20 protein-coding genes, 2 tRNA genes and 2 pseudogenes are annotated in these 25,199 nt (G+C 71.6%); 6 read left to right on the top strand and 18 right to left on the bottom strand.

Annotated features, from left to right (window positions below):
* Positions 1–16 precede the first annotated feature (16 nt).
* Both CFK39_RS02300 and CFK39_RS16615 read left to right on the top strand, forming a co-directional pair.
* On the top strand, positions 17–910 hold the full coding sequence (locus tag CFK39_RS02300) for an SDR family oxidoreductase (RefSeq protein ID WP_089064103.1): 894 nt from the start codon (positions 17–19) through the stop codon (positions 908–910).
* Between the two features lie 111 nt (positions 911–1,021).
* Positions 1,022–1,384 (top strand): hypothetical protein, encoded by a 363-nt coding sequence (locus tag CFK39_RS16615; RefSeq protein ID WP_245822834.1) that lies wholly within the window; start codon positions 1,022–1,024, stop codon positions 1,382–1,384.
* A 135-nt stretch (positions 1,385–1,519) separates the two neighbouring features.
* Here CFK39_RS16615 and CFK39_RS16610 read toward each other — a convergent pair.
* The 5 genes and pseudogenes from CFK39_RS16610 to CFK39_RS02280 all read right to left on the bottom strand — a co-directional run.
* Positions 1,520–1,573: pseudogene (locus tag CFK39_RS16610) on the bottom strand (hypothetical protein); the annotation flags it as partial.
* Between the two features lie 372 nt (positions 1,574–1,945).
* Positions 1,946–2,299 (bottom strand): metal-sensitive transcriptional regulator, encoded by a 354-nt coding sequence (locus CFK39_RS02290; protein WP_089064102.1) that lies wholly within the window; start codon positions 2,297–2,299, stop codon positions 1,946–1,948.
* Positions 2,296–4,635 carry a heavy metal translocating P-type ATPase gene (locus CFK39_RS02285; protein WP_089064101.1) on the bottom strand — a complete coding sequence of 780 codons (2,340 nt, stop codon included), beginning with the start codon at positions 4,633–4,635 and terminating at the stop codon, positions 2,296–2,298. The genes CFK39_RS02290 and CFK39_RS02285 overlap by 4 nt, the downstream gene beginning before the upstream one ends.
* A 60-nt stretch (positions 4,636–4,695) precedes the next feature.
* Positions 4,696–4,833: a hypothetical protein gene (locus CFK39_RS16100; protein WP_157697027.1), complete on the bottom strand. Its 138-nt coding sequence runs from the start codon at positions 4,831–4,833 to the stop codon at positions 4,696–4,698.
* Complete coding sequence (locus tag CFK39_RS02280) at positions 4,833–5,048, bottom strand: heavy-metal-associated domain-containing protein (RefSeq protein WP_089064100.1); 216 nt, start codon at positions 5,046–5,048, stop codon at positions 4,833–4,835. The genes CFK39_RS16100 and CFK39_RS02280 overlap by 1 nt, the downstream gene beginning before the upstream one ends.
* Positions 5,049–5,187: 139 nt before the next feature.
* Between CFK39_RS02280 and CFK39_RS02275 the strand changes: the two genes are divergently transcribed.
* Positions 5,188–6,027 carry a maleylpyruvate isomerase family mycothiol-dependent enzyme gene (locus CFK39_RS02275; RefSeq protein WP_089064099.1) on the top strand — a complete coding sequence of 280 codons (840 nt, stop codon included), beginning with the start codon at positions 5,188–5,190 and terminating at the stop codon, positions 6,025–6,027.
* A 27-nt stretch (positions 6,028–6,054) separates the two neighbouring features.
* Here the strand turns inward: CFK39_RS02275 and CFK39_RS02270 are convergent, their stop codons facing one another.
* The 5 genes from CFK39_RS02270 to CFK39_RS02250 all read right to left on the bottom strand — a co-directional run bounded on the left by CFK39_RS02270 (position 6,055) and on the right by CFK39_RS02250 (position 11,190).
* Positions 6,055–7,239, bottom strand: coding sequence for a cytochrome P450 (locus tag CFK39_RS02270; protein WP_089064098.1), 1,185 nt, complete (start codon positions 7,237–7,239; stop codon positions 6,055–6,057).
* 75 nt (positions 7,240–7,314) lie between these two features.
* Complete coding sequence (locus CFK39_RS02265; RefSeq protein WP_089064097.1) at positions 7,315–8,106, bottom strand: NAD-dependent epimerase/dehydratase family protein; 792 nt, start codon at positions 8,104–8,106, stop codon at positions 7,315–7,317.
* Positions 8,107–8,209: 103 nt separating this feature from the next.
* Complete coding sequence (locus CFK39_RS02260) at positions 8,210–8,986, bottom strand: GTP pyrophosphokinase (RefSeq protein WP_089064096.1); 777 nt, start codon at positions 8,984–8,986, stop codon at positions 8,210–8,212.
* 109 nt (positions 8,987–9,095) lie between these two features.
* A complete protein-coding gene (locus CFK39_RS02255) occupies positions 9,096–9,908 on the bottom strand; it encodes a methylenetetrahydrofolate reductase (protein ID WP_245822832.1) in 813 nt (270 codons plus the stop codon).
* Positions 9,909–9,936: 28 nt separating this feature from the next.
* A complete protein-coding gene (locus tag CFK39_RS02250) occupies positions 9,937–11,190 on the bottom strand; it encodes a glycine cleavage T C-terminal barrel domain-containing protein (protein WP_089066253.1) in 1,254 nt (417 codons plus the stop codon).
* Positions 11,191–11,297: 107 nt separating this feature from the next.
* Between CFK39_RS02250 and CFK39_RS02245 the strand changes: the two genes are divergently transcribed.
* Positions 11,298–12,071 (top strand): IclR family transcriptional regulator, encoded by a 774-nt coding sequence (locus CFK39_RS02245; RefSeq protein ID WP_089064095.1) that lies wholly within the window; start codon positions 11,298–11,300, stop codon positions 12,069–12,071.
* 40 nt (positions 12,072–12,111) lie between these two features.
* Here CFK39_RS02245 and CFK39_RS02240 read toward each other — a convergent pair whose 3' ends face one another.
* The 3 genes from CFK39_RS02240 to CFK39_RS02230 all read right to left on the bottom strand — a co-directional run bounded on the left by CFK39_RS02240 (position 12,112) and on the right by CFK39_RS02230 (position 16,002).
* Positions 12,112–14,631 carry a GcvT family protein gene (locus CFK39_RS02240; RefSeq protein ID WP_089064094.1) on the bottom strand — a complete coding sequence of 840 codons (2,520 nt, stop codon included), beginning with the start codon at positions 14,629–14,631 and terminating at the stop codon, positions 12,112–12,114.
* Between the two features lie 151 nt (positions 14,632–14,782).
* Positions 14,783–14,858, bottom strand: a tRNA-His gene (locus tag CFK39_RS02235).
* Between the two features lie 160 nt (positions 14,859–15,018).
* Positions 15,019–16,002 carry a diaminopimelate dehydrogenase gene (locus CFK39_RS02230; RefSeq protein ID WP_089064093.1) on the bottom strand — a complete coding sequence of 328 codons (984 nt, stop codon included), beginning with the start codon at positions 16,000–16,002 and terminating at the stop codon, positions 15,019–15,021.
* Between the two features lie 182 nt (positions 16,003–16,184).
* Between CFK39_RS02230 and CFK39_RS02225 the strand changes: the two genes are divergently transcribed.
* Positions 16,185–16,535, top strand: coding sequence for a thiamine-binding protein (locus tag CFK39_RS02225; protein ID WP_089064092.1), 351 nt, complete (start codon positions 16,185–16,187; stop codon positions 16,533–16,535).
* A gap of 19 nt (positions 16,536–16,554) precedes the next feature.
* Here the strand turns inward: CFK39_RS02225 and orn are convergent, their stop codons facing one another.
* Positions 16,555–18,453 carry an oligoribonuclease gene (gene orn / locus CFK39_RS02220; RefSeq protein ID WP_089064091.1) on the bottom strand — a complete coding sequence of 633 codons (1,899 nt, stop codon included), beginning with the start codon at positions 18,451–18,453 and terminating at the stop codon, positions 16,555–16,557.
* Positions 18,454–18,567: 114 nt separating this feature from the next.
* Between orn and CFK39_RS02215 the strand changes: the two genes are divergently transcribed.
* Positions 18,568–19,095 carry an acyl-CoA thioesterase gene (locus CFK39_RS02215; RefSeq protein WP_172805634.1) on the top strand — a complete coding sequence of 176 codons (528 nt, stop codon included), beginning with the start codon at positions 18,568–18,570 and terminating at the stop codon, positions 19,093–19,095.
* Here CFK39_RS02215 and CFK39_RS02210 read toward each other — a convergent pair.
* From CFK39_RS02210 to CFK39_RS02195, 4 genes and pseudogenes are all read right to left on the bottom strand, one after another.
* Positions 19,049–19,318, bottom strand: coding sequence for a hypothetical protein (locus CFK39_RS02210; RefSeq protein WP_089064090.1), 270 nt, complete (start codon positions 19,316–19,318; stop codon positions 19,049–19,051). The genes CFK39_RS02215 and CFK39_RS02210 overlap by 47 nt on opposite strands.
* A gap of 31 nt (positions 19,319–19,349) precedes the next feature.
* Positions 19,350–19,422, bottom strand: a tRNA-Arg gene (locus CFK39_RS02205).
* Positions 19,423–19,508: 86 nt separating this feature from the next.
* Positions 19,509–20,375, bottom strand: coding sequence for a DNA-formamidopyrimidine glycosylase family protein (locus CFK39_RS02200; RefSeq protein WP_089064089.1), 867 nt, complete (start codon positions 20,373–20,375; stop codon positions 19,509–19,511).
* Positions 20,375–25,095: pseudogene (locus tag CFK39_RS02195) on the bottom strand (ATP-dependent helicase). The gene CFK39_RS02200 and the pseudogene CFK39_RS02195 overlap by 1 nt, the downstream one beginning before the upstream one ends.
* Positions 25,096–25,199 lie beyond the last annotated feature (104 nt).

The raw sequence follows: 25,199 nt of genomic DNA, 5'->3' as shown, positions 1-25,199 counted from the left end.
TCTTGAGGAGACCCCCATGGCCGACCAGCTCACCTTCACCGACCCTGTCACCCGCTTCCCTGACATCACCCCGCCCAAGCAGCACCAGCCGGAACCGGGGCTGGACGCCGAGCTGATCCCCGGCACCGACCGTGGGGAGGAGTCCTACCGCGGCACCGGGCGACTGGAAGGGCGTCGAGCGCTCATCACCGGGGCCGACTCCGGCATCGGGGCGGCCGTCGCGATCGCCTTCGCCCGCGAGGGCGCCGACGTCGCGCTCAACCATCTCCCGGAGGAAGAGGAGGACGCCCGGCACATCGCCGAGGTGATCCGTGCGGAGGGGCGCACCGCGGTGCTGCTGCCCGGTGACCTCACCGACGCCACCGTCTGCCGGCAGCTGGTCGAGGATGCGGTGGGGGGCCTCGGAGGACTCGATGCCCTGGTGAACAATGCGGGACGCCAGATCGCCGTGGAATCGCTCGAGGAGATCGATGACCAGCAGTGGGAGGACACCTATGCGGTGAACATCCACGCGATGTTCCGCCTCTGCCGGGCTGCGCTGAAGCATCTTCCCGCCGGCTCCACGATCGTGAACACCACGTCGATCCAGGCCTACCAGCCCTCGCCCACGCTCGTGGACTATGCCTCGACCAAGGCAGCGATCAACAACTTCACCAAGGGCCTCGCCCAGCAGGTCGCCTCCCGCGGCATCCGCGTCAACGCCGTCGCCCCGGGGCCGATCTGGACAGCGCTGCAGGTCTCCGACGGCCAGCCGAAGGACGCCCTGCCCGAGTTCGGCAAGAGCACCCCGCTGGGCCGCGCTGGCCAGCCGACCGAGCTGGCTCCGGCGTACGTCTTCCTCACCTCGCCCGAGTCCAGCTACGTGCTGGGGGAGACCCTGGCGGTCACGGGAGGGAGCCCGACCCCGTGACCGCCGAGCCAGTGGCATCGTCGCTGCGCCGCTCCCGACCGAGCACCGTCGGCGCCGATCCCCGGGGAGGACGAGAACGCTCGAGGGCGATAAGGGCCGAGGGACCGTCCTGTGGCGGTCGGGCGCTTCGTCGACCAGGAAGGCGTCGACCTGCATGGCCAGATCCTTCAGCGGGACGTCGTCGTCGGTGCGGTGCTGCAGCGGACGGATCGTCTTCTCCCGCACGGCGAGGTTCAGCACGACGGCCAGCAGGGCGCGGCCGGCGAAGGCGGGCTCCGTATTCTCGCGCAGGAGTCCCTGGGCCGCGAAGCCGGTGAAGCAGCTCTCCAGGACGTGCTCGTGGACCCGCCGCAGCCGCGCCATCCGGTATCGGCCGTGGAGATCTTCGCTCACCGACTCCGCATCCAGCGTGGCCATCAGTCGGATCGGCAGAGAGGCGGGATGCCAGACTTCGGCCAGACCGCGGAGCAGTGACCGCCGATCCGTGCTGAACTCGGGGACGCGGTCGAGGGCCGCCTGCGCGTGCTCCTCGAGCCGGTCGATCACCCCGTCGAGCAGTGCGTCCTTCGATTCGAAGTGGTGCAGCATCCCGGAGTGCGAGAGGCCGATATGGCTGGAGATCTCGCGCAGGCTCGAACCGTGATAGCCGTGCTCGGCGAACATCTCCGCGGCACCATCGAGGATCTCCTCGCGACGATTGTGCGGCGCGGCGATGCCGGGCGACGGAGGACCTGCACTGGGAGGAGCGCCGGGGCGGACGTGCAAGGGACCCGAGGCTGTCCGCGCGAGGGCAGGGGCTGCGGCGTTCGGGAGCGCTCCCTCGGCCCAGGCCAGACGCTGACCGGGCTGGCTCTGCGGGCCGGCTTCCTTCATCGTGGGGTTCCTCATTCCGGGCGGTGACCTGAGCAGTGCCGCGGCGGCGGCGGGAAACGTCGGTGCGACCCTGCTCGATACACCACCTCTGACCTCCGTGAACACTATCCCACCGGTCACCGCTCAGTTTCCGGACGGGCCGCGCACCGAGACCCGAAGGTGTCAGGAGCGCACGAGACGGGCGATCGCCGCGGACGCCTCCTTCAGCTTCTCCTCCGCCTCGTCGCCGCCGGCGCGCGCGGCGTCGAGCACGCAGTGCTGGAGGTGATCGTCCAGCAGGCCCATCGCGACGCCGTCCAGCGCACTCTTCAGGGCGCTGACCTGGGTGAGGATGTCGATGCAGTACTTCTCCTCATCGACCATGCGGTGCAGCCCGCGGGCCTGGCCCTCGATGCGCTTGAGGCGCGCGAGATAGCGGGACTTGTCGGAGATGTAGCCGTGGTGGTGCTCCGCGGCCGCATCCGGGGATGCCGTGGGAGCGGAACCTTCGGTCAGTGAGGGGTCGGTGGTGGTCATGGGTTCCTCCGGGGAGCGGGGCGGTCGGACCGCAGGGACGGGGCGGGGGCGTTCGCCGCAGTGTGCGAGGCGTCGTGCGCACGGCTGCGGAAGGACCGCAGCCGCAGGCTGTTGCCCACCACGAACACGCTGGAGAAGGCCATGGCGGCACCCGCGAGCATCGGGTTCAGCAGGCCGAGCGCGGCGAGCGGGATGGCCGCGATGTTGTAGGCGAAGGCCCAGAACAGATTGCCCTTGATGATGGCCAGGGTACGGCGGGACAGCCGGATCGCATCGGCCGCGCTGCGCAGGTCGCCACGCACCAGGGTGATGTCCGAGGCCTCGATCGCGACGTCGGTGCCGGTGCCCATGGCGAGGCCGAGGTCCGCCTGGGCGAGGGCGGCGGCGTCGTTGACGCCGTCGCCGATCATCGCGACCACCCTTCCTTCCCCCTGCAGGCGCGTGACGACGTCGATCTTGTCCTGCGGGAGGACCTCGGCGATGACCTCCTCGATGCCGACCTCGCCGGCGATCTGCTCGGCGACGGCACGGTGGTCGCCGGTGAGCAGGATCGGGGTGAGCCCGAGGCCCTGCAGCTGCGAGATCGCCTCGGCGCTGGTGGGCTTGACCGCGTCGGCGACCACGAGCACGCCGTGGGCGGCGCCGTCGCACACCACCACGACGGCGGTCTCTCCGCGGGATTCCGCCGCCGCCTTCGGTGCGGCCAGCTCCTCGGGCAGCGCCCCCTCCTCGAGCAGGGTGGAGCGGCCGACGAGGACCGGACGACCCTGGACCGTGCCCCGCACCCCGCGACCCTCGAGGTTCTCGAACCCCTCGACGGCGGGCAGAGGACCGGCCTCCGCCGCGGCGGCGCGGGCGATGGCCTGGGCGATCGGATGTTCGGAGGCATCCTCGACGGCTCCGGCCGCGCGCAGCAGCTCGGTACGGTCCACGCCACGGGCCGGGATGACATCCCGCAGGGTCATCCTCCCAGTGGTGACCGTGCCCGTCTTGTCCAGCACCACGGTGTCGACCTCACGGGTGGATTCCAGGACCTCGGGGCCCTTGAGGAGGATCCCCAGCCGGGCACCGCGGCCCGTGCCCACCAGCAGCGCGGTGGGGGTCGCCAGACCGAGGGCGCACGGGCAGGCGATGATCAGCACCGCGACAGCAGCTGTGAACGCGGCATCGAGCGGGAAGCCGGCCCCGATCCAGGCGCCGAGCACGACCACCGCGATCGCGATGACGATCGGCACGAAGATGCCGGAGACCCGGTCGGCCAGGCGTTGGATCTCGGCCTTGCCGGATTGGGCGTCCTCGACCATCCTCGCCATCTGTGCCAGCTGGGTGTCGGCGCCCACCCGGGTCGCACGCACCAGCAGGCGACCGCCCGCATTGACGGTCGCGCCGGTGACGGCATCGCCCTCACCGACCTCGACCGGCACGGACTCGCCGATGAGCATCGAGGCATCCACCGCCGAGGTGCCGGAGACGATCACGCCGTCGGTCGCGATCTTCTCTCCCGGCCGGACCACGAAGTCCTCGCCCACGACGAGCTCCGCGGCGGGGATCCGGGTCTCGACGCCGCCGCGCATGACGGCGACGTCCTTGGCGCCCAGATCCAGCAGGGCGCGCAGCGCCGCACCGGCCTGCCGCTTCGAGCGCTTCTCGAAGTAGCGGCCCAGCAGGATGAACATGGTCACCCCGGCGGCGACCTCGAGGTAGATGTTGGCCGCACCGTCGGACGGGCCGATCGCCAGGGTGAACTCGTGGGTCATGCCGGCTCGCCCCGCAGTGCCCAGGAACAGGGCGTACAGCGACCACAGGAAGGCGGCGAGGGTGCCCACGGAGATCAGGGTGTCCATGGTCGCCGCGCCGTGGCGCAGGTTCAGCGCCGCGGCACGGTGGAAGGGCCAGGCCGCCCAGACGATGACCGGCGCGGTCAGCGTGAGGGCCGCCCACTGCCAGTAGGTGAACTGCAGAGCCGGGATCATCGAGAGCAGGATGACCGGCACCGACAGCACGATCGCGCCGATCAGCCGCTGGCGCAGCGCGGACAGCTCCGGGTCCTCCGGCTCCTCCCCGTCGCCCGTGGCGGCGGGTTCCTTTCGGGACGTGGGCAGCGTGGCGCTGTAGCCGGTCTTCTCCACCACCGTGACCAGGTCCTGCGGGTCGTAGCCGGTGGGCGCGGAGATCCGCGCCTTCTCGGTGGCGTAGTTGACCGCAGCGGTGACGCCGTCGAGCTTGTTGAGTTTGCGCTCGATCCGATTCGCGCACGAGGCACAGGTCATCCCGCTGATCTCGAGCTCGATATCGACGCCCGAGGGATGCTGGGGCGCGGCCGGGGGAGTGGTCATCGTGCGGACTTCTCTCTCGTGAGCGGGATGCTCGCGGCGACGAGGGCAGGGATGGGAGGATCAGCGGCTCGAGGGGGTGGCGCTGGACCACGCCTCCACCCAGGAGGTGGGGACGAGCAGGTCGCCCAGCACCAGGGAGGCGGCGAACAGCGCCGCCAGCAGCAGCCCGTACAGAGCCACCCGGGCGGGGGCCCTCATCAGGCCGGGACCGCCGAGTAGCCGGCCTCGGACACGGCGGCGAGCACCGCCGCCTCGTCGACGCCCTGCTCTGCGGAGACGCTGAGCAGACCGGTCTCGTGGCTGACCTCGACGGCCTGGACGCCGGGGACCTCGCTGACCTCCTCGCGCACGGACATCTCGCAGTGGCCGCAGGTCATCCCGGTCACCTGGAACTGGGTGGTGGTCGCGCTCATCGGGCTCCCTCATCGTTGTCGTCATACCCTGGAGGGGTATCTTTCTCCATCATTTATACCCCTGAGGGGTACCGGGTGCAAGGGTGGGTCGGATCGGATAACGGGTGTCGCCCGTCACGTGACAGTGCTTCCATGGGGTATGGACATCGATGCGATCACCACCATCCGAGACGAAGCTGACCGCCTGGTCTCCGCCCTCACGCTCACCGACCCCGCCCAGCGGGTCCCCAGCTGCCCGGAATGGACGGCCGATGACCTGCTGTGGCACCTCACCGAGGTCCATGAGTTCTGGGCTCAGATCCTGGCCGCCGGCGCCACCGCCGAGGACGAGGTGATGGCGATAGAGGCGGCGAAGGCGGCGCGCCCCACCGAACGGCAGGCCCTGCTGGACCGTCGGGCCGCAGCGACGGAGGCGCTGCTCGCTCAGCTCGCGGCGAAGAGCGACGAGGAGCCGGCCTGGTTCTGGTTCTCCGAGCAGCAGGGCGTCGGCATCACCCGACGCATGCAGACCCACGAGGCGACCGTCCACCGGGTGGACGCCGAGCTGACGGCGGGTCGTCCCGTCAGCGCGATCGACTCCCGCGTCGCCGCGGACGGCCTCGATCACGTGCTGGAGGTGATGTGGCCGGCCGCCTTCGAGTGGATCCCGGACTGGGCCACCCTCACCCCGGTCGCTGCGGTCGAGGTCCGGCCGCAGGGCGGCTCGGCGCGGTGGCTCGGGATCAGCCGCTGGAGGGGCGCTCGACCGCGCGACGGGCAGGAGTTCGACGTCCCCGTCGGCCGGCTGCTGGACGGCCCGCCCGCGGACGAGCTGCCCCGAGCCGGTGCCGGCGGCTCCGCCCTCGCCCTGTGCCTGTGGGCGTGGGGGCGGGAACAGGCCCTCGAGCACCTCGCCGACGGCGCGGAGTCGGTGCGCCTCCAGGGGGACCCGGAGGCGATCGCGGCGCTGGAGGAGCTGATCGCTCAGGGACACGACTGAGCGCGGTCCGGGGCCTTGTGACGCAGCTCAGCGGTGCGGGACGAGCACCACCGGGGCATGCGCCCATCCGCCCACCGGGGCGATCTCCCGCTCGCCGGCCGTCGGCGCGGCCTGCACCTCCGCCACGGCGAGCAGCTCCTGCATCACGACCACCAGCTCGAGGGTCGCCAGCGGCCGACCGGGACAGACATGCGCGCCGATGCCGTAGACGAGGTTCTGTGCGGCATTTCCCTCGGGGTCGAACGTGTCGGGGTCGGGGACCACGCGCTCATCGCGATTGGCCGAGGTCCAATGGATCAGCACCCGATCGCCCGCGCCGATCTCCTGGCCCGCGAGGGTCACCGGGCAGGTGGTCACTCGCCGGTTCGAGACGAACGGGTCATCGATCCGCAGCAGCTCGTCGACGATCGCCGCGGCTTCGGCGAAGGAGCCGCTGCGCAGGCGTTCGGCGAGCTCGGGGGCATGGGCCACCGAGGTCAGCAGCACGCCGACGCACAGCGCGATGGATCCCAGGTCCCCACCCGTCCAGTTGCGAAGGATCGAGACGATCTCCTCATCGCTCAGCGCGCGCTCGCGCGAGCCCGGGATCTCGGGGTCCGGCAGCGGCACCCGCACCTGCATCACCTCGGTGGTCAGGTCCGCGGGGGCGTCCGGGCCGAGCGCCCTGCGGGGGGCGACGACAGAACCGATGATCGCATCGAAGCGCTCGGCGACCTCCGCGGTCCGGGAGAGCTCCCCGGAACGGGAGGCCTGATGGTTGTCGACCATCCACTGCAGCAGCTCCGGCTCGAGCCGCGCGGGCCAGCCGAGCCATGCGGTCTGGGCCCGGACCGCGAAGACGGCTCCCAGCGCCGAGACCGCGTCGATCTCGGTGCCGGCCGCGCCGACGTCGGCGAGCAGCTCCTCCAGCAGCTCTGCGGCGATCGTCCGGACGGTCGGCTCGAGGGCGTTCATCCGGGCCTCGCTGAAGAACGGGTCGGTCACGGCCCGGAACGCGGCATGCTCCGGGCCGTCCAGCCCGTTGGGGACCTGCAGGAACCTCGAGACCGCAGAGGAGAACGTCTGGTGGTCGGTCGCGACCGCGGCCGCCTCCTGGTGCCCTAGCACCACCCAGGTCCCCTGCGGGGTCCTCGCCAGCGGCGCCTCGGCGCGCTGCTCGTCGGTCGCGGTGCGGGGCTCGAGGCCGGTGGGATCGAAGATCGCGGTGCTCATCCCCTCACCGTAGGCCGGGTGGCGGTGCGACGGCCGGGACCTCTCGCGGCCGGCACGGCCGTGCGGCCGCCCCGGTCATGAACCGCGGGGCCAGTCGTCCCGCACCTCGGCGCCGCCGTCGACGACATGCTCGGTCGCGCCGGGAAGGCGGGTCCAGGAGTCCTGCGGCCGGTAGCCCAGCTCGAGCTGGGTGTTCGTCATGGCCCAGCGACGGTTGGGGTTGTCGGAGATCGCGTAGTACCGCCCGAAGGTCACCTCGGCCTCGATCGCGGATCGCACCACCCGGGTGCAGTCGCCGGGGCTGAGCCACATCGCGCGCAGGATGTCCTCCTCCGCCGCGAGCGGATCATCGGTGAACCAGCCGATGCGCAGGTTGATCACGTCCAGGCCGTGCTCGTCGTGGTAGAACTGCCCGATCGCCTCCCCGAAGATCTTCGAGACGCCGTACAGGGAATCCGCCCGCGGCAGCTGATCGGGGTAGACCGGCCACTCCTCGTAGCGGTCGTACATGCCCATCGCGTGGTTGGAGGAGGCGAGCACGACGCGGCGCACGCCGGCGTCCCGTGCGGCCTCCAGCACGTTCCGCACTCCGATCAGGTTCGCCTCCAGGACGGCCTCCCAGGCCGATTCTGGGGAGGCGGCGCCGGCCATGTGGACGACCGTGTCGATGCCGTCCATGAGGGCCCGCACCTCGTCGTACACCCCGAGCTCGGCGGTCCTGAGCTCGACCCCCTCGGCGGCGAGATCCGAGCTGCGGTCGTGGAGGACGAGGTCGTAGTCCGAGGCGAGGGTGGTGGCGAGGTGGGAGCCGACGCCTCCGGCGGCCCCGGTGATCAGTACGCGTCGTGTCGTGGTCGAGTCCGTCATCTCTCCATTATGTGCCCGCGGCCACGGTCCGCGGAGGGTTTCTGGTGCCCGCATGGGGAGGGGGCCGAGGGCAGGACCGGAGGACGCGGCGCGCACGGGGACCTCAGGGGGCGGGATCCTCGAGGCCCGAGGAGCCCCCGGAGCGGGGACGGATCTCGTCACGCAGGCGTTCCATGCGGGAGTCGAGCTCTGCGGCGACGCGGGCGGCATCATCGAGTTCACCGCGCAGCGGGGCGGGGAGGTTCTTGCGGTACTTGTAGGACAGCTTGTGCTCGGTGCTGGCCCAGAAGTCCATCGCGATCGTGCGCAGCTGCAGCTCCACCGGCACCAGCTCGGTGTGCTCGGAGAGGTACACCGGCACCTGGACGATCAGGTGCAGCGAGCGGTATCCGTTGGTCTTCGGTGCGGCGATGTAGTCCTTGACGGTGAGCACCTCGAGATCCTTCTGCCGGCTGAGCATGTCCGCTATCCAGTAGACGTCGGAGACGAAGCTGCAGGTGATCCGGATCCCGGCGATGTCCATGACGCGCTCGCGGATGGCGGGGATGGTCATGTCGCCGCCGGTGCGCACCGCCTTCTCGATGAGGCTCTCGGTGGACTTCAACCGGGTGCGGACGTGCTCGATCGGGCTGTACTCGTGGAGCAGCTCGAACTCGCGTCGCAGGATGTCGACCTTCGTGCGCACCTCGTCGATGCCGAACTGGTAGTGCATCAGCAGCGTGGTGAGCTCGTGATGGACCCTGCGCATCCGCGCGGCCAGCTCCTCCGGGTCGGCATCGGAGCGGATGAGCTGCTCCTGCTGCGCGGCCACGAGGGCCGTGACCACCTCCGCGGTGTCGGTGTCCGTCGGGGCGGACTCCTCCGATGCCGTGTCGTCCATGTCGCGGGGTTCCTTCCGGGGAGGGCAGGACCCCACACGATGCCAGAGACGGCTGGGGAGACGGTGGGGACGCTGTGAACGGGAGGCGAGGGGATCAAGGACCAGCAGGTCAGAGGCCTTCGGCGCACTCGCGCGCCACCCGCACAGCGTTGAAGGTGTAGAGGTGAGGGCCGTGCAGGCCCAGCTCGGGCTGCGCGGCACGGGCCCTCTCCAGCTCCTCGAGCAGGGGGCCCGGGGCCCAGTGTCCCGGCCCCAGCAGGCGCCGCACGCCGGCATCCTCGCCACTGAGCATGCGCAGTGAGCGACCCACCCCGATCCTGGTGCCGATCCGGAGCAGGCGGGCGGTGCCGGCGGGGACCGCGATCCCGGGGCGCACCGGCAGAGAGATGCCGCCCTCTCGCAGGCGACGCACCCAGGCCAGCAGCGGGGCGGCCTCGAAGCACATCTGGGTGACGGCGTAGGAGGCGTGCTCCGCCTTCGCTCGCAGCAGCCGCATCGCCTCCGACTCGCTGACGAAGGGATGCCCCTCGGGATGCACCCCGACCCCCACCGTGATCCCGGACCCGCTCGCGCCGATGGCCTCGAGCAGCTCGAGGGCGCCCGGGAGACCACCGGCCGGGTGCGGCGCGTCGCCGGCGATGACGAACACCTCGTGCACGCCCTTCTCGGACAGGCGGGCCAGCACCTCCTCCACCTCGCCCGCGCCGTGGAGCATGCGGGCGGCCAGGTGCGGGATCGCGCGGAAGCCACGCTGCGCCAGCTCCCCGGCCGTCTCGAGCGTCGCCGGGAGGCCCAGGGCGGGGGAGGCGGTCACCGTCACCCTCGCCCCCGGGGGCAGGTGCGTGCTCACCTCGTCGATGATGCCGCGCAGCGGGATCACCTCGAACTGGACCTCGCGGCCCTGCGCCGCGGCATGCGACACAGGGCCGGGGTGCGGGGACTCCGTCATCTCAGGACCCGGCACCGCCGCTCGCGACCGGGGTGCCCGCGCCGAGGGCCGCGACATCTCCCTTGGGCTGCTCCTTGGTGGGATCGATGAACGGTTTGGGCACCACCACCGCCTCGACCGGCTCCGTGCCCGAGGGCAGCTGCGCCCCCGGCCGCTCGCCGACGTCGACCGTGAAGCGGGTGCCGATCTCCGAGAGCGCGGCCGGCACCAGCGCGAGGGCGATGTTCTTCTCCAGCCGGGGCGAGTAGCAGCCGGAGGTGACCGCGCCGACCACCTCGCCTCCGTGGTGGACGGGGAAGGCGTCGATCATCGAGCCGTCGTTGTAGCTGCCCAGGCGCTCGCCGCCGAGCTCGAGACCGACGAGCCTGCGGGCAGGCCCCTCCGCCTTGATGCGGCGCAGCGCCTCCTTGCCGATGAAGTCCGCCTCCTGCTCGAGGTCGACCATCCAGTCGTAGCCCATACCCACCTCGAAGGGATTGGTGTCCACGGTGATATCGGCGCCGTGGGCGAGCATGCCGCCCTCGATGCGCCGGATGTGGCAGGGACCGATGACCCGCAGACCGTGGGGCTCCCCGGCTGCGAGCACGAGATCCCACAGTCGTTCGGCATCGCGGGAGGCGTGGTGGACGTAGATCTCGTAGCCGATCTCGCCGGTGTACCCGGTGCGCGAGACGGTCACCTCGATCCCGTCGATCGTGAAGTCGTGCAGGTAGTAGTAGCGCAGATCCGCCACCTCCTCGCCCAGCAGATCGCGCATCACGGCGAAGGACTTCGGGCCCTGCACCTGCACGGGGCCGACGTCGACCTCCTCGATCCGCACCTCCATCCCGGCGTGGCTGGCGACCCCGCGGGCCCACAGCAGCACGTCGCTGTCGGCGAGGGAGAGCCAGAAGCGGTTCTCCTCCAGCCGCAGCAGGATCGGGTCGTTGATGATCCCGCCGTGCTGATCGGTGAGGAAGACGTACTTGCACTGCCCGACCGCGCACTTCGAGAGGTCGCGGGTGATGAGCAGGTTGGTGAAGTCGAAGGCGTCGGGACCGGAGATCTCGATCTGTCGTTCGACGCCGACGTCCCAGAGGGTCACGCCCTCCAGCAGCGCCCAGTACTCCGCGACCGGGTCGCCGTAGTGCCGGGGGTGGTACGTGTGGTTGTAGACGCTGTACATCTGCACGCCGTGACGCCGCGAGGCGTAGAAGAACGGCGACTTGCGGATGCGGGGATAGAGGAGAACGCGGGGTTCCTGGTGCACGGTCATCATTGGCCTCCCTGGGCGGGTCCGTACCCCACTCTCGCATCCATGCGCGTGATACGCAATGGTCTGCGTATTGCGCAAAGCTCCTGGTGATGTGGTTAGTATGGGGGATGGTCGAGAACGGAACGGTGCAGTCGGTCGAACGGGCCGCGCAGGTGATGGAGATCCTTGCGCGAGAGGGGACGGCGGGGGTCGGGGAGATCGCCCGGGAGCTGGGGGTGCACGGGTCGACCGCGTCCCGCCTGCTCGCCGCCCTGGAGGCGTACGAGCTGGTGGAGCGCGACGGGGACGGAGGCAGGTCGCGTCTCGGGGTGGGGGTGCTGCGGCTCGCGGCGGCCACCCGGAACGGGCTGGACCTGACCGCCCAGGCGGGACCGGTGTGCGATGCGCTCGCCGAGGAGCTCGGGGAGACGGTCAACGTCGCGGTGCTGCGGGACGGGAGTGCCGTCAATGTGTACCAGGCGCAGGGCCGCAGGACCGTCGCGCTGCACAACTGGGTGGGGGACCGGACGGTCCTGCACGCCACCTCGAGCGGCAAGATGCTCATGGCGCATCTGTCCACCACCGCGCTGGAGCCCCTGCTCGAGGCGCCCCGGGAGCGTTTCACCCCCGCCACCGTCACCTCCGCCGAGGCCCTGCAGCGACAGTTCGCCGAAGCCCGTGAGCGAGGATGGGCCGTGGCGATCGAGGAGTTCGAGGAGGGGCTGAACGCCGCGGCCGCCCCGATCCGGGGCCCGGAGGGGGAGGTCATCGCCGCGGTCTCCGCGGCGGGTCCCGCCTACCGGCTCGCGGCGGAGGAGCTGCCCCGGGTGGCCGAGGCGCTGGTCCGGGCGGCCGCGGAGATCTCGCGCCGGCTCGGTCATCGCGCCGAGGTCACCGGGTGACCTCACCCGGCCCGTCCGCGATCGAGGACGGGTCCGGGGCTCAGCCCCTCATCCGTGCGTCCTGCGGGTCGAAGGCGGGTGTGCGGCCGGCCGTCAGCACTGTGACCGGGTGGCGATGGCCGAGGTACTCGACCTGGAGCGCGGTGCCCGGGACGGCCTGCTGCGGCGGCAGGTACGCCATCAGCAGGTAGCGGCCGAGCGATGGTCCGGGCCCGGCGGAGGTGACGGCCGAGGGCCGGCCCTTCGCATCCACCAGCGGTGCGCCCTCCAGGGTGAGGACCGGTTCGCCGCCGGTCATGCAGCGGGCGATCCCGCGCTCGGCGCCCGCATCGACCGCCAGCGTGCACAGCAGCGCCACCGGGTCGTTGCGGCGGGCGGCGAGGTAGGCGTCCCGGCCCACGAAGTCGTGGGTCTTCACCTTCGGCAGTGCGAGGTCCGCCTCCACCGGGTCGTACTCCCCGGTGAGCTCGGCGCCCATCAGGCGGTAGCCCTTCTCCAGACGCCCGGTGGTGCCGTACACCCCGATCCCGGCGGCGAGCAGTCCGAGATCCTGACCGTTCGCCCAGAGCTGGTCCCATGCCCGCAGTCCGTGCTCGGTGGGCAGATGGATCTCCCAGCCGAGCTCGCCCACGTAGGAGATCCGCAGCAGCGAGGCGGGCACGGAGCCGAGCTGCACGTCCTGAGCGGTGCCGAAGCCGAACGCCGCGTCGGAGAGGTCGTGGTCGGTCACCCGGGCCAGCACCTCCCGTGCCCGAGGGCCCCACAGCCCGAGGGAGGTGACTGCTGAGGAGACGTCCGTCAGCTGGGTCGAGCCGTCGCCGGGCAGGTGGGCACGCAGCCAGGCCAGGTCACGACCTCCTTCTGTGCCACCGGTGATGACCCGGAAGTCCTCCGGACCGCGGCGCACGATCGTGAGGTCGGAGCGGAAGGTGCCCCGCGGGGTGAGCAGCGGGGTGTAGACCACACGGCCCACGGGGACGTCGATCCGGGCCACGGCCAGCTGCTCAAGCATCTCCAGCGCCCCGGGGCCCCGGACGTCGAAGATCGCGAAGGCGCCCAGATCGATCAGCGCCGCCCGCTCCCGCATCGCCAGATGCTCGGCCTCGATGAGCGGCGACCACCAGCGACGGTCCCATTCGGCCTCGCGGGCGGGGATGTGGTCACCGAGCTCCTCGAGCAGCCCGGCGTTGGACTCGTACCATTGCGGGCGCTCCCATCCGGCGGCCTCGAAGAACTGCGCTCCGAGAGCTTCGGTGCGGGGATGGAAGGGGCTGGTGCGCAGGGGCCGGTCGGAGAGCCACTGCTCCCGCGGGTGGGTGATCCCGTAGGTCTTCGGGAAGCCCTCGGTGGCGCGTGCCCGCACGTGCTCGGCGCTGCGCTGCGCCGGGGTGAAGCGGGCGATGTCCGCGCCGTGGTGGTCGATCTCGCTGGCACCGTCGGTGAGCAGCTCGGCGAGCATGCGCCCCACCCCGGGGGCCTCTTTGATCCACACGGCCGCGGCGGACCACAGCCCGCCCACCTCGGGAGTCTCGCCCACCAGCGCCCCGCCGTCCGGGGTGAGGGCGAGCAGACCGTTGATCGCCGCGCGCCGTGGCGGCTCGGGGTCGGTGAGCAGCGCGGGGAACATCTGCTTCGCCTGCTCCCACTGCGGGGCGAAGTCCTCTTCCGTGAAGGGGAAGCTGGTGGGGGTGGCCTGTCCGGGATGATCTCCGACCGGCGGGATCTCGTCCGGCAGGTGCAGGAGCGGACGGTGGGCGTAGGAGCCGATCTCCAGATCGGGCCCGCGCTGGCGCTCGTACATCAGGCAGTCCATGTCGCGCAGCAGCGGGAAGCTGATCCACTCCGTGGTCTGTGTGAGCTGGGGGATGGGGCCGACGTCGACCATCTGATGCACCGCCGCGGCCAGTGGGATCCGTGCCCCGGCCAGGGCGGCGACGCGGGGGCTCCACACCCCGCAGGCGATGACCACGCGCTCGGTCTCGATCTCGCCGCGGTCGGTGACCACGGTGCGGATGCGGCCTGCCTCGACGTGGAGATCGAGCACCTCGGTCCCGGCGAAGGTGTGCAGAGCTCCGAGTTGCTGGGCGTGCTCCCGCATCAGCTCCCCGGCGCGCAGGGCATCGACGATCGCGCCGGTGGGGGTGTGGAACCCGCCGCGCAGCAGGCTCGCGTCGCAGTAGGGCACGAGCTGTTGGATCTCGGCGGGGGAGATCAGGTGGGCCTCCACGCCCCAGGCCCGCGCCGAGCTCATCCGGCGAGTCAGCTCCTGCATGCGCTCCTGGCTGCGCGCCACCTCGACGCCGCCGCAGACGGACAGCACCCCCAGTTCCTCGAACTGCCGCAGCGAGTCCACCGTGAGATCGGTGATCTCCTTGGAGTGGTCGACGGGGAACACGAAGTTCGAGGCGTGGCCGGTCGAGCCGCCGGGATCCGGCAGCGGCCCCTTGTCGAGCTGGACGATGTCGCGCCAGCCCAGCTCCGCCAGATGATGGACGACGGCGCTGCCGACCACCCCGGCTCCGATGACGACGATCTCTGCACGATCAGGCAACTGTGCCATGGCGTCCTCCCGCTTCACCGTGGGCCGCTCACGCTAGACCGCCGTACGAGGTTTGACCAGAGGGTGCACCCTGGGGCGGAGAGGGCGAGCCGCACGACGCGGCGCTTCCGTGCGGGGGAAAAGAAAAACGCCCTGTCACCAGGGCGTTTCTTGGGGTGATCGACGGGATTTGAACCCGCGACCGCCTGGACCACAACCAGGAGCTCTACCAACTGAGCTACGACCACCATGTGCGGGGCGATACCCGCAACGAGAAAACAATATACCGGTTCGCCAGGGCATATCCCAGTCAGAACCGGCTCCGGGCGGTGTGAGACACGTTGCATCGAGCGCCGACGCCGTGCCGGCTCCCCGCGGGCCCTCAGCGGGCCCGCGGGACGCCGTCGCTCACAGCAGCTCGGCGCGCAGCTGCTCGGGGGACTTCGGGGACAGCAGGCCCGGGGCGACATCGAACGGCGTCCGCGCGCCGTGCTGACCCTCAGCGGCCATCCGCGCAGCGGCGCGGGCGTAGGCGACGACCACGCTCGCGGTGAACTCGGGATTGGAGTCCTCCTGCAGGCGGTACTCGATGGTCTGCGTGGTGCCGGGGGAGGACTCCGCGGAGCGGATCACGAAGCCGCCGTGAGGCATGCTCTGGTGATCCTGCGCCAGCTCCTCGGCGCTGAGGAAGGTCACCGACGTCTCGAAGGGCTCGAAGTAGTGCGGCATCGTCACGATCTCCTGGCGCACGGCCTCGGCGTCGGCGCCGTCCTCGAGCACCACGAAGCATTCGCGCGTGTGCTTGTCCCGGTTGGACAGCTCGGGCCGCTCACCGGCACGCACGCGGTCGATCGCCTCCTGGGAGGGGATCGTGTACTGGACGGCGGCGGCGACCCCGTCGATCCGGCGCAGAGCATCGGAATGCCCCTGGGACAGGCCGCGGCCCCAGAACGTGTAGGTGGAGCCGGCAGGGAGGATCGACTCACCGTAGACGCGGTTGATCGAGAACAGGCCCGGATCCCACCCGGTGGAGATGAGCGCCGTGGTGCCGGCGCTGCGGGCGGCGGCGTCGACCGCAGCGAAGTGCTCGGGGATCCGGGCGTGCGTGTCGAAGCTGTCCACGACCGTGAAGCGCTCCGCGAGCAGCGGGGTCTGCTCGGGCAGGTCGGTCTTGGACCCTCCGCACAGCACGAGCACGTCGAGCTCGCCCTGCAGCTGCTCGAGAGCATCCATCGGATGCACGGGGGTCCGTTCGTGCACGGTGTTCACGGCGGCCGGATCGCGGCGCGTGAACACGCCCACCAGCTCCATGTCCTCCTGGAGGGAGACGGCGATCTCGACGCCGCGTCCCAGGTTCCCGTAGCCGACGATGCCGATCCGGATCGAAGTCATGGCCCTCATTCTGGTCGATGGTGACGGCGGCCCGAGCCCGGGCCACCGGGGCCGATCCTACTGAAGTTCCTCACTGCGACCCTGTCCATGGGCCGGTGCGCTCCCCGCGCGCCCCTCACCGGGGCCGTCGATCGTGCGCCTCGAGCGTTGCGCCGTCCGCTGTGCAGGGGGAGACTGGCGGCATGATCGTCGCCTTCTCCGTCCAGCCCACCGGTGAACCCTCGGATCCCGCCCTCGCACGAGACCTCGCAGAGGGCTCGGACACCGCGAGCGTGCACGACGCGGTCGCCGCCGCAGTGCGCGTCGTGCGCGATTCCGGCCTGCCCACCCGCACCTCGGCGATGTTCACCGAGGTCGAGGGGGAGTGGGACGAGGTGATGGAGGTCGTCGGGCGCGCCACGGCCGAGGCCGGCCGCTACGGCTCCCGCGTCTCCCTCGTGCTGAAGGCCGATATCCGGCCCGGACACACCGGCGAGCTCGACGGCAAGGTGCAGCGCATGGAATCCGCGGTCGACCGGCTCGAGAGTCGCTGAGCCGACCGGCGCGGACCTCTCAGAGGTCGTGGTCCAGCAGTCCGTCGCGCAGCGCGGCGGCGAGCGCGGGCGTCACCGGCAGGCGGGGGATGAGCGTGGCCTGCAGGGCGTGGTAGATGTCCGGCTTGCCCGGCCAGGTCACGCCCTGCGGCGCACCGGTGGCATCGAGCTCATGGAACCAGGACCCGTCCTCGGCATCGATGAGCGCGGTGGCGATGTAGTCCCACCACTGCTCATAGCGCTCCGCCCAGATCCGCTCCCCGGTCACCTGGTGCATCACCGCCGCAGCGCCGACGGCCTCGGCGGCCACCCAGTGCATCCGCTCGGTGGAGACGGGGGAGCCGTCCCAGTCCACCGTGTAGACCCAGCCCGGTTCGCCATCGGCGCCGAAGGCCGCGGCGGACTTCTCCATCAGCGCGGTGGCCGCTTCCAGCATCCACGCGGGCGCTTCGCCATCGGCCGCGATCAGTGCGGCACGGGCGTGCAGCACCAGGCGCGCCCACTCGATCCAGTGCCCGATCGTCGCCCCGTAGGGCCGGAACGGGTGCGCGGGCTGGTCGCGGTTGTAGTCCAGCAGCGGGGTCCAGTCGATGTCGAAGTGCTCCGGCAGCGCCCAGTCGTTGCTGCGTGCGAACTCGTCGATCCCGCGGGTCGCGATGCCGACGGCGCGGTCCAGCCAGCGGCGCTCGCCGGTGACATCGGCCGCCGCGAGCAGCGCCTCGACGGTGTGCATGTTCGCGTTGATCCCGCGGTACTCCTCGCAGGTGGCGAAGGCGCGGTCGAAGGTGTCCACGCTCATGCCCGCGGACTGCTCGAAGAACTTCGTATCGAGCACGGCGAGCGCCTCGTCCAGCAGCTCCTTCGCGCCGGGCCGTCCGGCGGCCAGGGCCGAGGAGGCGGCGAGCACCACGAAGGCGTGGGCGTAGGCCTGCTTGGAGTCATCCACCGGGGCGCCGCCCGCGACGGCGGAGAACCAGCCTCCGTGCTCGTCGTCGTGGAAGACGCCGCGCAGGGAGTCCACGCCGTGATCGACCAGGTGGCCGAGGCCCGGCCGGCCCAGCAGATGGCCGAGGGCGAAGCTGTGCGTCATCCGGCAGGTGATCCACAGCTCCGAGGGCCGGGTGAGGTCGGGGGCACCCGCCTCGTCCAGCCAGGCGAAGCCGCCGTCCTCGCGTGCGGAGGCGGAGCCGAACTGGAGCAGCTCATCGCTTTCGCCCTCGAGCCAGGAGCGGTGGGAGACGCGCTCCAGCCACGGCTGATGCGGTCCCGGGGACGCCGTGGGCGCGGCGATCGGCGCCTCGCGCAGCTCGAAGCTGCGGGAGGCGGCCTGGGCCTGCGCGGTGGTGGGACCGGGCTCGTCCACCAGCAGCACCTCCCGGTAGTACTTCAGCTCCTGGATCGACTCGCGGATGTCGGCGAGCGCCCGGTGGCCGCCGTGCTTGGCGGGGATGTTGTAGTACACCCGCGGGAACCAGCGCTTGGCGAGCTCCTTGAGGCTGGAGACATCGATGGTGCGGTAGGACAGCCACTGCGCGAACTCGGGCACGTCACGGTCCAGGAACACCCGGTCGGTGCCGACGCTGTTGCCGGCCAGCGGTGCCTTGCCGGGCTCGGGGCAGTACCGGCGCACGTATGTCAGGCACTGCGCCTGCGCCTCCTCGAGGGTCATGCCGCCGTCGAGTTCCTCGAGCAGACCGGAGACGGTGTGCATGTTCACCACGAAGGGATCCATGCCCTGCAGGGACTCGGCCGGGGGTCTGATGACCACGTCGACCCCGTCCCCGAGGATGTTCAGATCGGCGTCGGTCACGAGGACGGCGATCTCGACGAGCGCGTCGCGCTGCTTGTCGAGGCCGGTCATCTCGCAGTCGACCCAGATGATGCGATCGTTGATGGCACGTGTGGAGCTGGAAGTCACCGGGCCACAGTATCGCGGGGGCGCGCGAAGAGCCCGATCGAGAGCGGCCCCACCGGTTACCCTTCAGTCACCAGAGCTCATCGACGAGCCGACGCGAGCCCCGGAGGACCCTCAGTGAATCTCTACTTCCGCCTGCTGCTGCTCATGATCCGGGTGCGATTCCGCAGCCGGCTCGGCATTTGGGACACCTCGCATGTGCGCTTCCGGGTCAACCCCGGGGACCTGGACGTGCAGCGGCACATGAACAACGGCCGCTATCTCACGCTGATGGATCTGGGCCGCATGGATCTCATGGTCCGCTCGGGGTTCTGGCAGCGCATCACCGATCAGGGCTGGTACCCGGTGGTGGCGGGGCAGACCATCACCTACCGCAGGTCCCTCCAGCTCTGGGAGAGCTTCGACCTCGCCTCCCGCGTGATCGGGCACGATGACCGCTGGATCTACCTGGAGCAGGTGTTCCGCCGCGACGGGACAGTGGTGGCCGACGCGATCGTGCGCGCCCGCTTCCTGCGCCGGAGCGGCGGCTCGGTGCCGATGGAGGAGGCGCTGGAGCTGGCGGGCCCGCTGCCCGACGATCTCGAGGTGCCCCGGTGGGTCACCGAGTGGAACGAGGGCTCCTCGCGCCACGGCCGCGAGCTCTGAGCTCCTCGACCCCGCTGGCGATCAGCAGGACCACCACCACGACGAGCAGGACCCACTGCTCGAACACGACGGCGAGGACGCCGGCGAGCACCAGCGCGACCAGGAAGACGATCCCGAGGACTTGCTGCGGGACCCCGAGCAGGCGCGACCCGAATCGGGTGCGGGCCAGGCGCAGCAGGAGCAGCAGCGCGATCGCGCCGAACGTGAGGACCTTCAGGATCAAGGGTGGCTCCTGGCGAGACGATGGTTGACGGCGCCCCCAGCAGGACTCGAACCTGCAACCTACGGATTAGAAGGCCGTTGCTCTATCCATTGAGCTATGGAGGCTGGGGCGCTCGCGCAGCGGACGGCGGCGAGCACCCGCAGAAGTCTACCGATCCTGACGACGGACCCGTGCACCACCGTGCACCGGCTCACGGCCCGGCCTGGCACCGTGGGCAGAACCACAGCACCCGTGCCTCCGCCCCCTCGAGGCGGGGCTCGCCGAGCTCTCCGCGCACGATCCGGGTGCGGCAGCGCCGGCACGGCCTCCCGCCGCGGCCGTAGACCCAGAGGTCGCCGTCCCGTCCTATCATCCCACCCGTGGTGACCCGCACCGCGCGGTCGCTGTTGAGCCTCAGCAGCCGGTGCGCGATGTCGACGATCTGACCGAGATCGCCGACCGCCCTGACGGGGGCCGCCGGGTGGAGACGGGCCAGGAAGCACAGCTCGCTGCGGTAGATGTTGCCGATCCCGGCGAGGAGGTGCTGGTCCAGCAGCGCGAGACCGAGCGGGCGCTCCGGCTCCCCGCCGAGATTGCTCACCGCGCGCTCCCGCAGACCCGGATCCGCGGCCCAGGCGGGATCGAGCAGGTCCGGTCCCAGCTGCCCCACCAGCGTGTCCTCGTCCGCGGTGCGCACCAGACGGACCTGCTTCACGTCATAGGCGATCGCCCGGGTCTCCTGGCCGTCATGGTGGCGGGCGGTGAGGGCGATGCGGATCGTGTGGTCCGGGCGAGGCCCGGCGCTGGTGTCGCTGGAGCGCAGCGGTCTGCCGTCCACATGCCAGATCCCGTCCATCATCAGGTGAGTGTGGAGGGTCAGCGGCGCTGCGCCGGGTCCCGGCGGGTCCAACCGCATCAGCAGGTGCTTGCCGCGGGGCCGCACCTCGCGCACGGTCCAGCCCACGAGATCTGTGGTCGCAGCGCGCGGCACCCGCAGGTCGCAGGCGGTGAGGACGGCGCCGGCGAGGGCGTCGTCCAGGATCCGGCACTGCCGGGCGACGGTGTCTCCTTCCGGCATCAGCGATCATCTGCTCGCAGCCGGATCGACCTCGGGGAGCGGTAGCAGCCGGCCGCCACCAGCGCCTCCCTGACGGCGGCGACCGGGGCACTGTCGATCTGGTGGCCGTTGATCCGCTCGATCCGCAGCTGGGGCAGGCGGGAGTCCTCGGCGATGGCTCGTACCAGCTGGGCGGCGAGGGCGGGGGTCTCCGACTCGTCGGCCCACCACAGCAGCTGCCTGGCGCCCTTGTCGACGACCGCCCCGACCTGCCCGCCCGTGACCAGCACGAGCGCACCGGCGCGGCGCGCGGGCCGGACCGTGGACCCCTCGGGAGGCGGAATCGTCAACGGCGGCCAGGTCAGCGCCGCGCCGTAGGGATTGGCCGGATCGGTCGCGGCCAGTGCGATGGTCGCGGTGCCGGCCGCCGAGCCGCTCGCTGCTCGCTCCGTGAGCTGCGCGGTCTCCGCCTCCTGGTCCCGGTCCCGCAGCCGGTCGACCGCCTCGACCGGAGCGAACTGGGAGGCCCCCAGACCGTCGACGAAGTAGCCGCGACGGCAGGTGCCGTTCTCCTCGAGCATCGCGAGCACGCGGTAGACCGCGGCGAAGCCGCCGGGGACGTCCTCGACGTCCATCGCGCCGCGGGTGACCACCCCGTGCCGGTCCAGCAGCAGGGTCGCCAGCGCCGCCGCCCGCGCCCCCGGGTCGACGCCCTCCACCCGCACTGCGGACCAGCGTCCCGCGCCGACGGGACCGGGCACGAGGTCGGAGACCGAGGCCGCTCCCTGGCGCATCATCGCCGCCGACAGCCGTGCCGCGCCTCTTCGGGTCAGCGGACGGGAGCGGGCGCCTGCCCGGGACGGCCTGTTCGGAGCCGGGCCGCGACCGTAGCTGCGCAGGGCCTCGAAGGAGTCGTTGGTGATCAGCGCGCGGAAGGCGAGGTCCCACAGAGCCTCGTGCAGTGCGGCAGGTTCGACCGCATCGCCGTCGTCCGCGAGCGCCGCGAGGATCTCCCCGTGCCGCAGCGCACCGGGGGTGCCGCGCAGCAGCGTGAGGATGCGGGCGGCGGGGGAATCCGGGGGCAGGTCGGCGGCGGCCTCCTCGAGCACCTCGGCGTCCAGCCCCAGCGGCAGGGCGTCGGCGAGGTGGAGGCGGATCCAGGCGTCGTCACGGCCGAGGCGGCCGTGGCCGGTCCACACCAGCTCCCCGGCGGCGAAGGCCGCATCCAGCAGGGCGGGGGTCATCTCCGGCAGCCGTGCGGGCAGCACCTGGGTCTCCCACGCCGACAGGGGGAGGGAGACACCGGTGAGCTGGTCCACCACCGACAGCAGTCCGTCGCTGCCGCGCCAGTGCGCGCTCTCCCGTCGGCCGTCCGGACGACGGGGGACGAGGTGCTGCCATTGCCCGAGGAACTGGGCGTACACCGGGCCCTCCACCGGCGCGATCTCGCGCCGGGACGCGGCCAGGCTCGCTCGACGGATGCGCCGCAGCACCTCCGCATCCACCCATTCCTCGCCCTCGCGGTCCGGGGTGAACTCGCCCTGGGCCAGCACCCGCTCGGCGGTGAGCTGCTCGAGGGCGGCGCGTGCGACCTCGGGGGCCAGACCGAAGGCCTCCACCGGTGCTCCCGCCGGGAACGGACCCCGACGCCGAGCCCAGCGCGCGAGCAGCTGGGCCACTGCCTGATCCACGGGCGCCAGGTGCGCCTGCGGGACCCCCGTCGGCAGCGCCGTCCCCAGCGCATCGCGCAGCAGGCCGGCGTCCTCGACCGCGGCGAAGTGCTCCTGGCCGGCCAGGCGCACGGTGATGATCCGGCGTTCTCGGCGCAGATCACCGAGCTCCGCTTCGAGGTCGAGGCCCTCGGTGCTGCGGGCGATGAGCTCGTCACGGGTGAGCGGACCGAGTCGGCGCAGCAGGTCGGCGATCTGCTCGGCGCCGCGCAGCGCGTGCTCGACGGTCAGGCCTTGCAGGCGCTGCTCGACCTCGGCGATGACGTCGGCGTCCAGCAGCTCGCGCAGGCTCACCGAGCCCAGCAGCTCCGCGAGCAGTGACTGATCCAGCGCGAGCGCGGCCGTGCGCCGTTCGGCCAGCGGGGCGTCGGCGTCGTAGATGAACTGGGCGAGATATCCGAACAGCAGCGAGCGCGCGAAGGGGGAGGGTGCGGGGGTCTCGACCTCCCGCACCTCGACGCGGCGGCGACCCACCTGCTCCATCAGCTCGACCAGGGCGGGCAGGTCATAGACGTCCTGGAGGCACTCGCGCGCCGCCTCGAGCATGATCGGGAAGTCGGGGTGGGGGCGGGCCACCTCGAGTAGATGCGCGGAGCGCTGGCGCTGCTGCCACAGCGGTGCGCGCTGGTTCGGATCCCGTCTCGGCAGCAGCAGGGCGCGGGCCGCGCACTCACGGAACCGTGCCGCGAACAGAGCCGAGGAACCGACCAGGCGCCGCACCTCCTCCTCGATCTCCTCCGGGGTGAAGACGAACAGTTCCGCACCGGGAGGCTCCTCACCATGGGGGATGCGCAGCACGATGCCGTCGTCGGCGGCCATCACCTGGCCGTCCAGGCCGTACCGCTCCTCCACCCGGGCACCGACCGCGAGTGCCCACGGACCGGTGATCCGTTGCCCGTACGCGCAGTGGAGCACCACCCGCCAGTCCCCGAGCTCGTCGAGGAAGCGCTCGACCACCAGCTGCTGCGGACCGGGGACCGAGCCCGTGACCTGCTGCTGCTCGGCCAGGTGTTCCAACAGCACGGTGCTCGCGTTGTCGTCGAGCCCGAGCGCGGTCAGCTGTGCGGCGGCCTCGGAGCGGTCGGCGGTGGCGAGCTGCGCCTGCGCGGCGGCGATCGCGCGGCCGAGGCTCGCCGGGCGCCCGTCCCCGTCGCCGTGCCAGAAGGGGATGCGCCCGCTCATGCCGAAGGCGGGGGAGACGGTGACCCGGGAGGCGGTGATCTCCTCGATCCGCCAGCTGGTGGTGCCCAGCGTGATCACGTCCCCCCGGCGGGACTCGTAGACCATCTCCTCGTCGAGCTCGCCCACCCGGCGCGGCTGGGAGTCGTCGTCGCTCGCGACCAGATGCACCGGGTAGAGCCCGCGATCGGGGATGGTGCCGCCGCTGGTGACCGCGAGGCGCTGGGCGCCCGGCCGGCCCGACAGCAGCCCGGTCTCGTGATCGTGCACCAGCCGGGGCCGCAGCTCGGAGAAGGCGGTGGAGGGATACCTCCCGGCGAGCAGGTCGATGGTCTGGTCGAAGGCCGAGCGGGGCAGCGCCCGGTAGGGATGTGCGGTGCGGACCAGAGCGAACCACTCATCGATCTGCAGGTCATCCATCGCCGCGGCGGAGACGGTGTGCTGGGCGAGCACGTCCAGGGCATTGCGCGGCACCGAGAGCGGTTCGATCCGGCCCGCCACCGCCTCGGCCACCGCGACGGCGGAGCGCAGCACGTCACCGGCGTGCAGCGGGTGCAGCGAGCCGTGCGAGATCGCACCGACGTCGTGCCCGGCGCGGCCCACCCGCTGCAGCAGGCTCGAGACCGACATGGGTGCGGCGACCTGCAGCACGAGGTCCACCGCACCCATGTCGATCCCCAGCTCGAGCGAGGAGGTCGCCACCACGCAGCGCAGGGTCCCGGATTTCAGCTGGTCCTCGATGCCGGCGCGCACCTCCTTGGACATCGAGCCGTGGTGGGCACGGGCGATGTCCTCGAGCTCCGGGTCCGCCGGGTCCGCCGGGTCGGTGGCCGGGGCTCGGTGCCGGGCGGCGCCGCGGCGGCGAGGCGCCGCGCATGGAGCCGGTTGAGCTTGCCGGTGAGACGCTCGGCCTGGCTGCGGGAATTGGTGAATACGATCGTCGAGCGGTGCGCGAGCACCCTGTCCAGCACGGCCCGCTCGACGTGCGGCCAGATCGTGCCGGAGACGTCCTCGTCGTCCACGGCGTCGGGGGGCGGCTCGATCGCCTGGAGATCCGCCACCGGCAGAGTCACCGTGAAGTCCCACCGCTTGGTCGACTCCGGCCTCACCACCGTCGCCTCGCGGGACCTGCCGGAGCCGGTGAGGAAGGCGGCGACCTCCTCGACCGGTTCGACGGTCGCCGAGAGTCCGATCCTCTGGGCCGGCGCCTCCAGCAGCGCATCGAGACGTGCCAGCGACAGCGCCAGGTGCACGCCCCGCTTGGATCCCGCCACCGCATGGACCTCGTCGAGGATGACGGTGTCCACGTCGCGGAGCGTCTCGCGCGCCTTGGAGGTGAGCATCAGGAACAGCGATTCGGGGGTGGTGATGAGGATGTCCGGCGGGTGGGAGACCAGTCGCCGGCGCTCGGCGGCCGGGGTATCGCCGGTGCGCACACCCACACTGAGCGGGGACGCCGCGATGCCCAGCCTCTGGGCGGTGCGTGCCGTCCCCACCAGGGGAGAGGTCAGATTCCGCTCGACGTCGACGCCGAGCGCCTTCAGCGGGGAGAGGTACAGGACGCGGGTCCCCGTCCGCCGGCCCTCCGCGGCGGCGGCCGTCCGACCGGTCGGCCTGGCAGGGCGTGGCAACGCCAGGCGGTCGATCGCGCTGAGGAACGCGGCGAGGGTCTTCCCCGACCCGGTCGGTGCGACCACCAGCGTGTCCTCGCCCCGCTCGATCGACTCCCACGCTGCGACCTGCGCCGAGGTGGGGGCGGAGAACGACTCCGCGAACCATGCCTGGGTGGCGGGGGAGAAGGACGACGGGAGCGACCGGCGGGACTGGTCCATCGCCCCATTGTGGACCGCACCGCCCACATCGCCGCGTCGCAGCCCTCGGCCGACGGCGAGGGTCCGGTCCTTGGCGGCCGCCGAGCACCCGCCCTGCCGCCAGG

Origin of the sequence: Brachybacterium avium, assembly GCF_002216795.1 — a bacterium.
GTDB classification, from domain to species: Bacteria; Actinomycetota; Actinomycetes; order Actinomycetales; family Dermabacteraceae; genus Brachybacterium; species Brachybacterium avium.
Note: the sequence above shows the minus strand (reverse complement) of the source record. Positions and strands in the feature narration are given on the sequence as shown.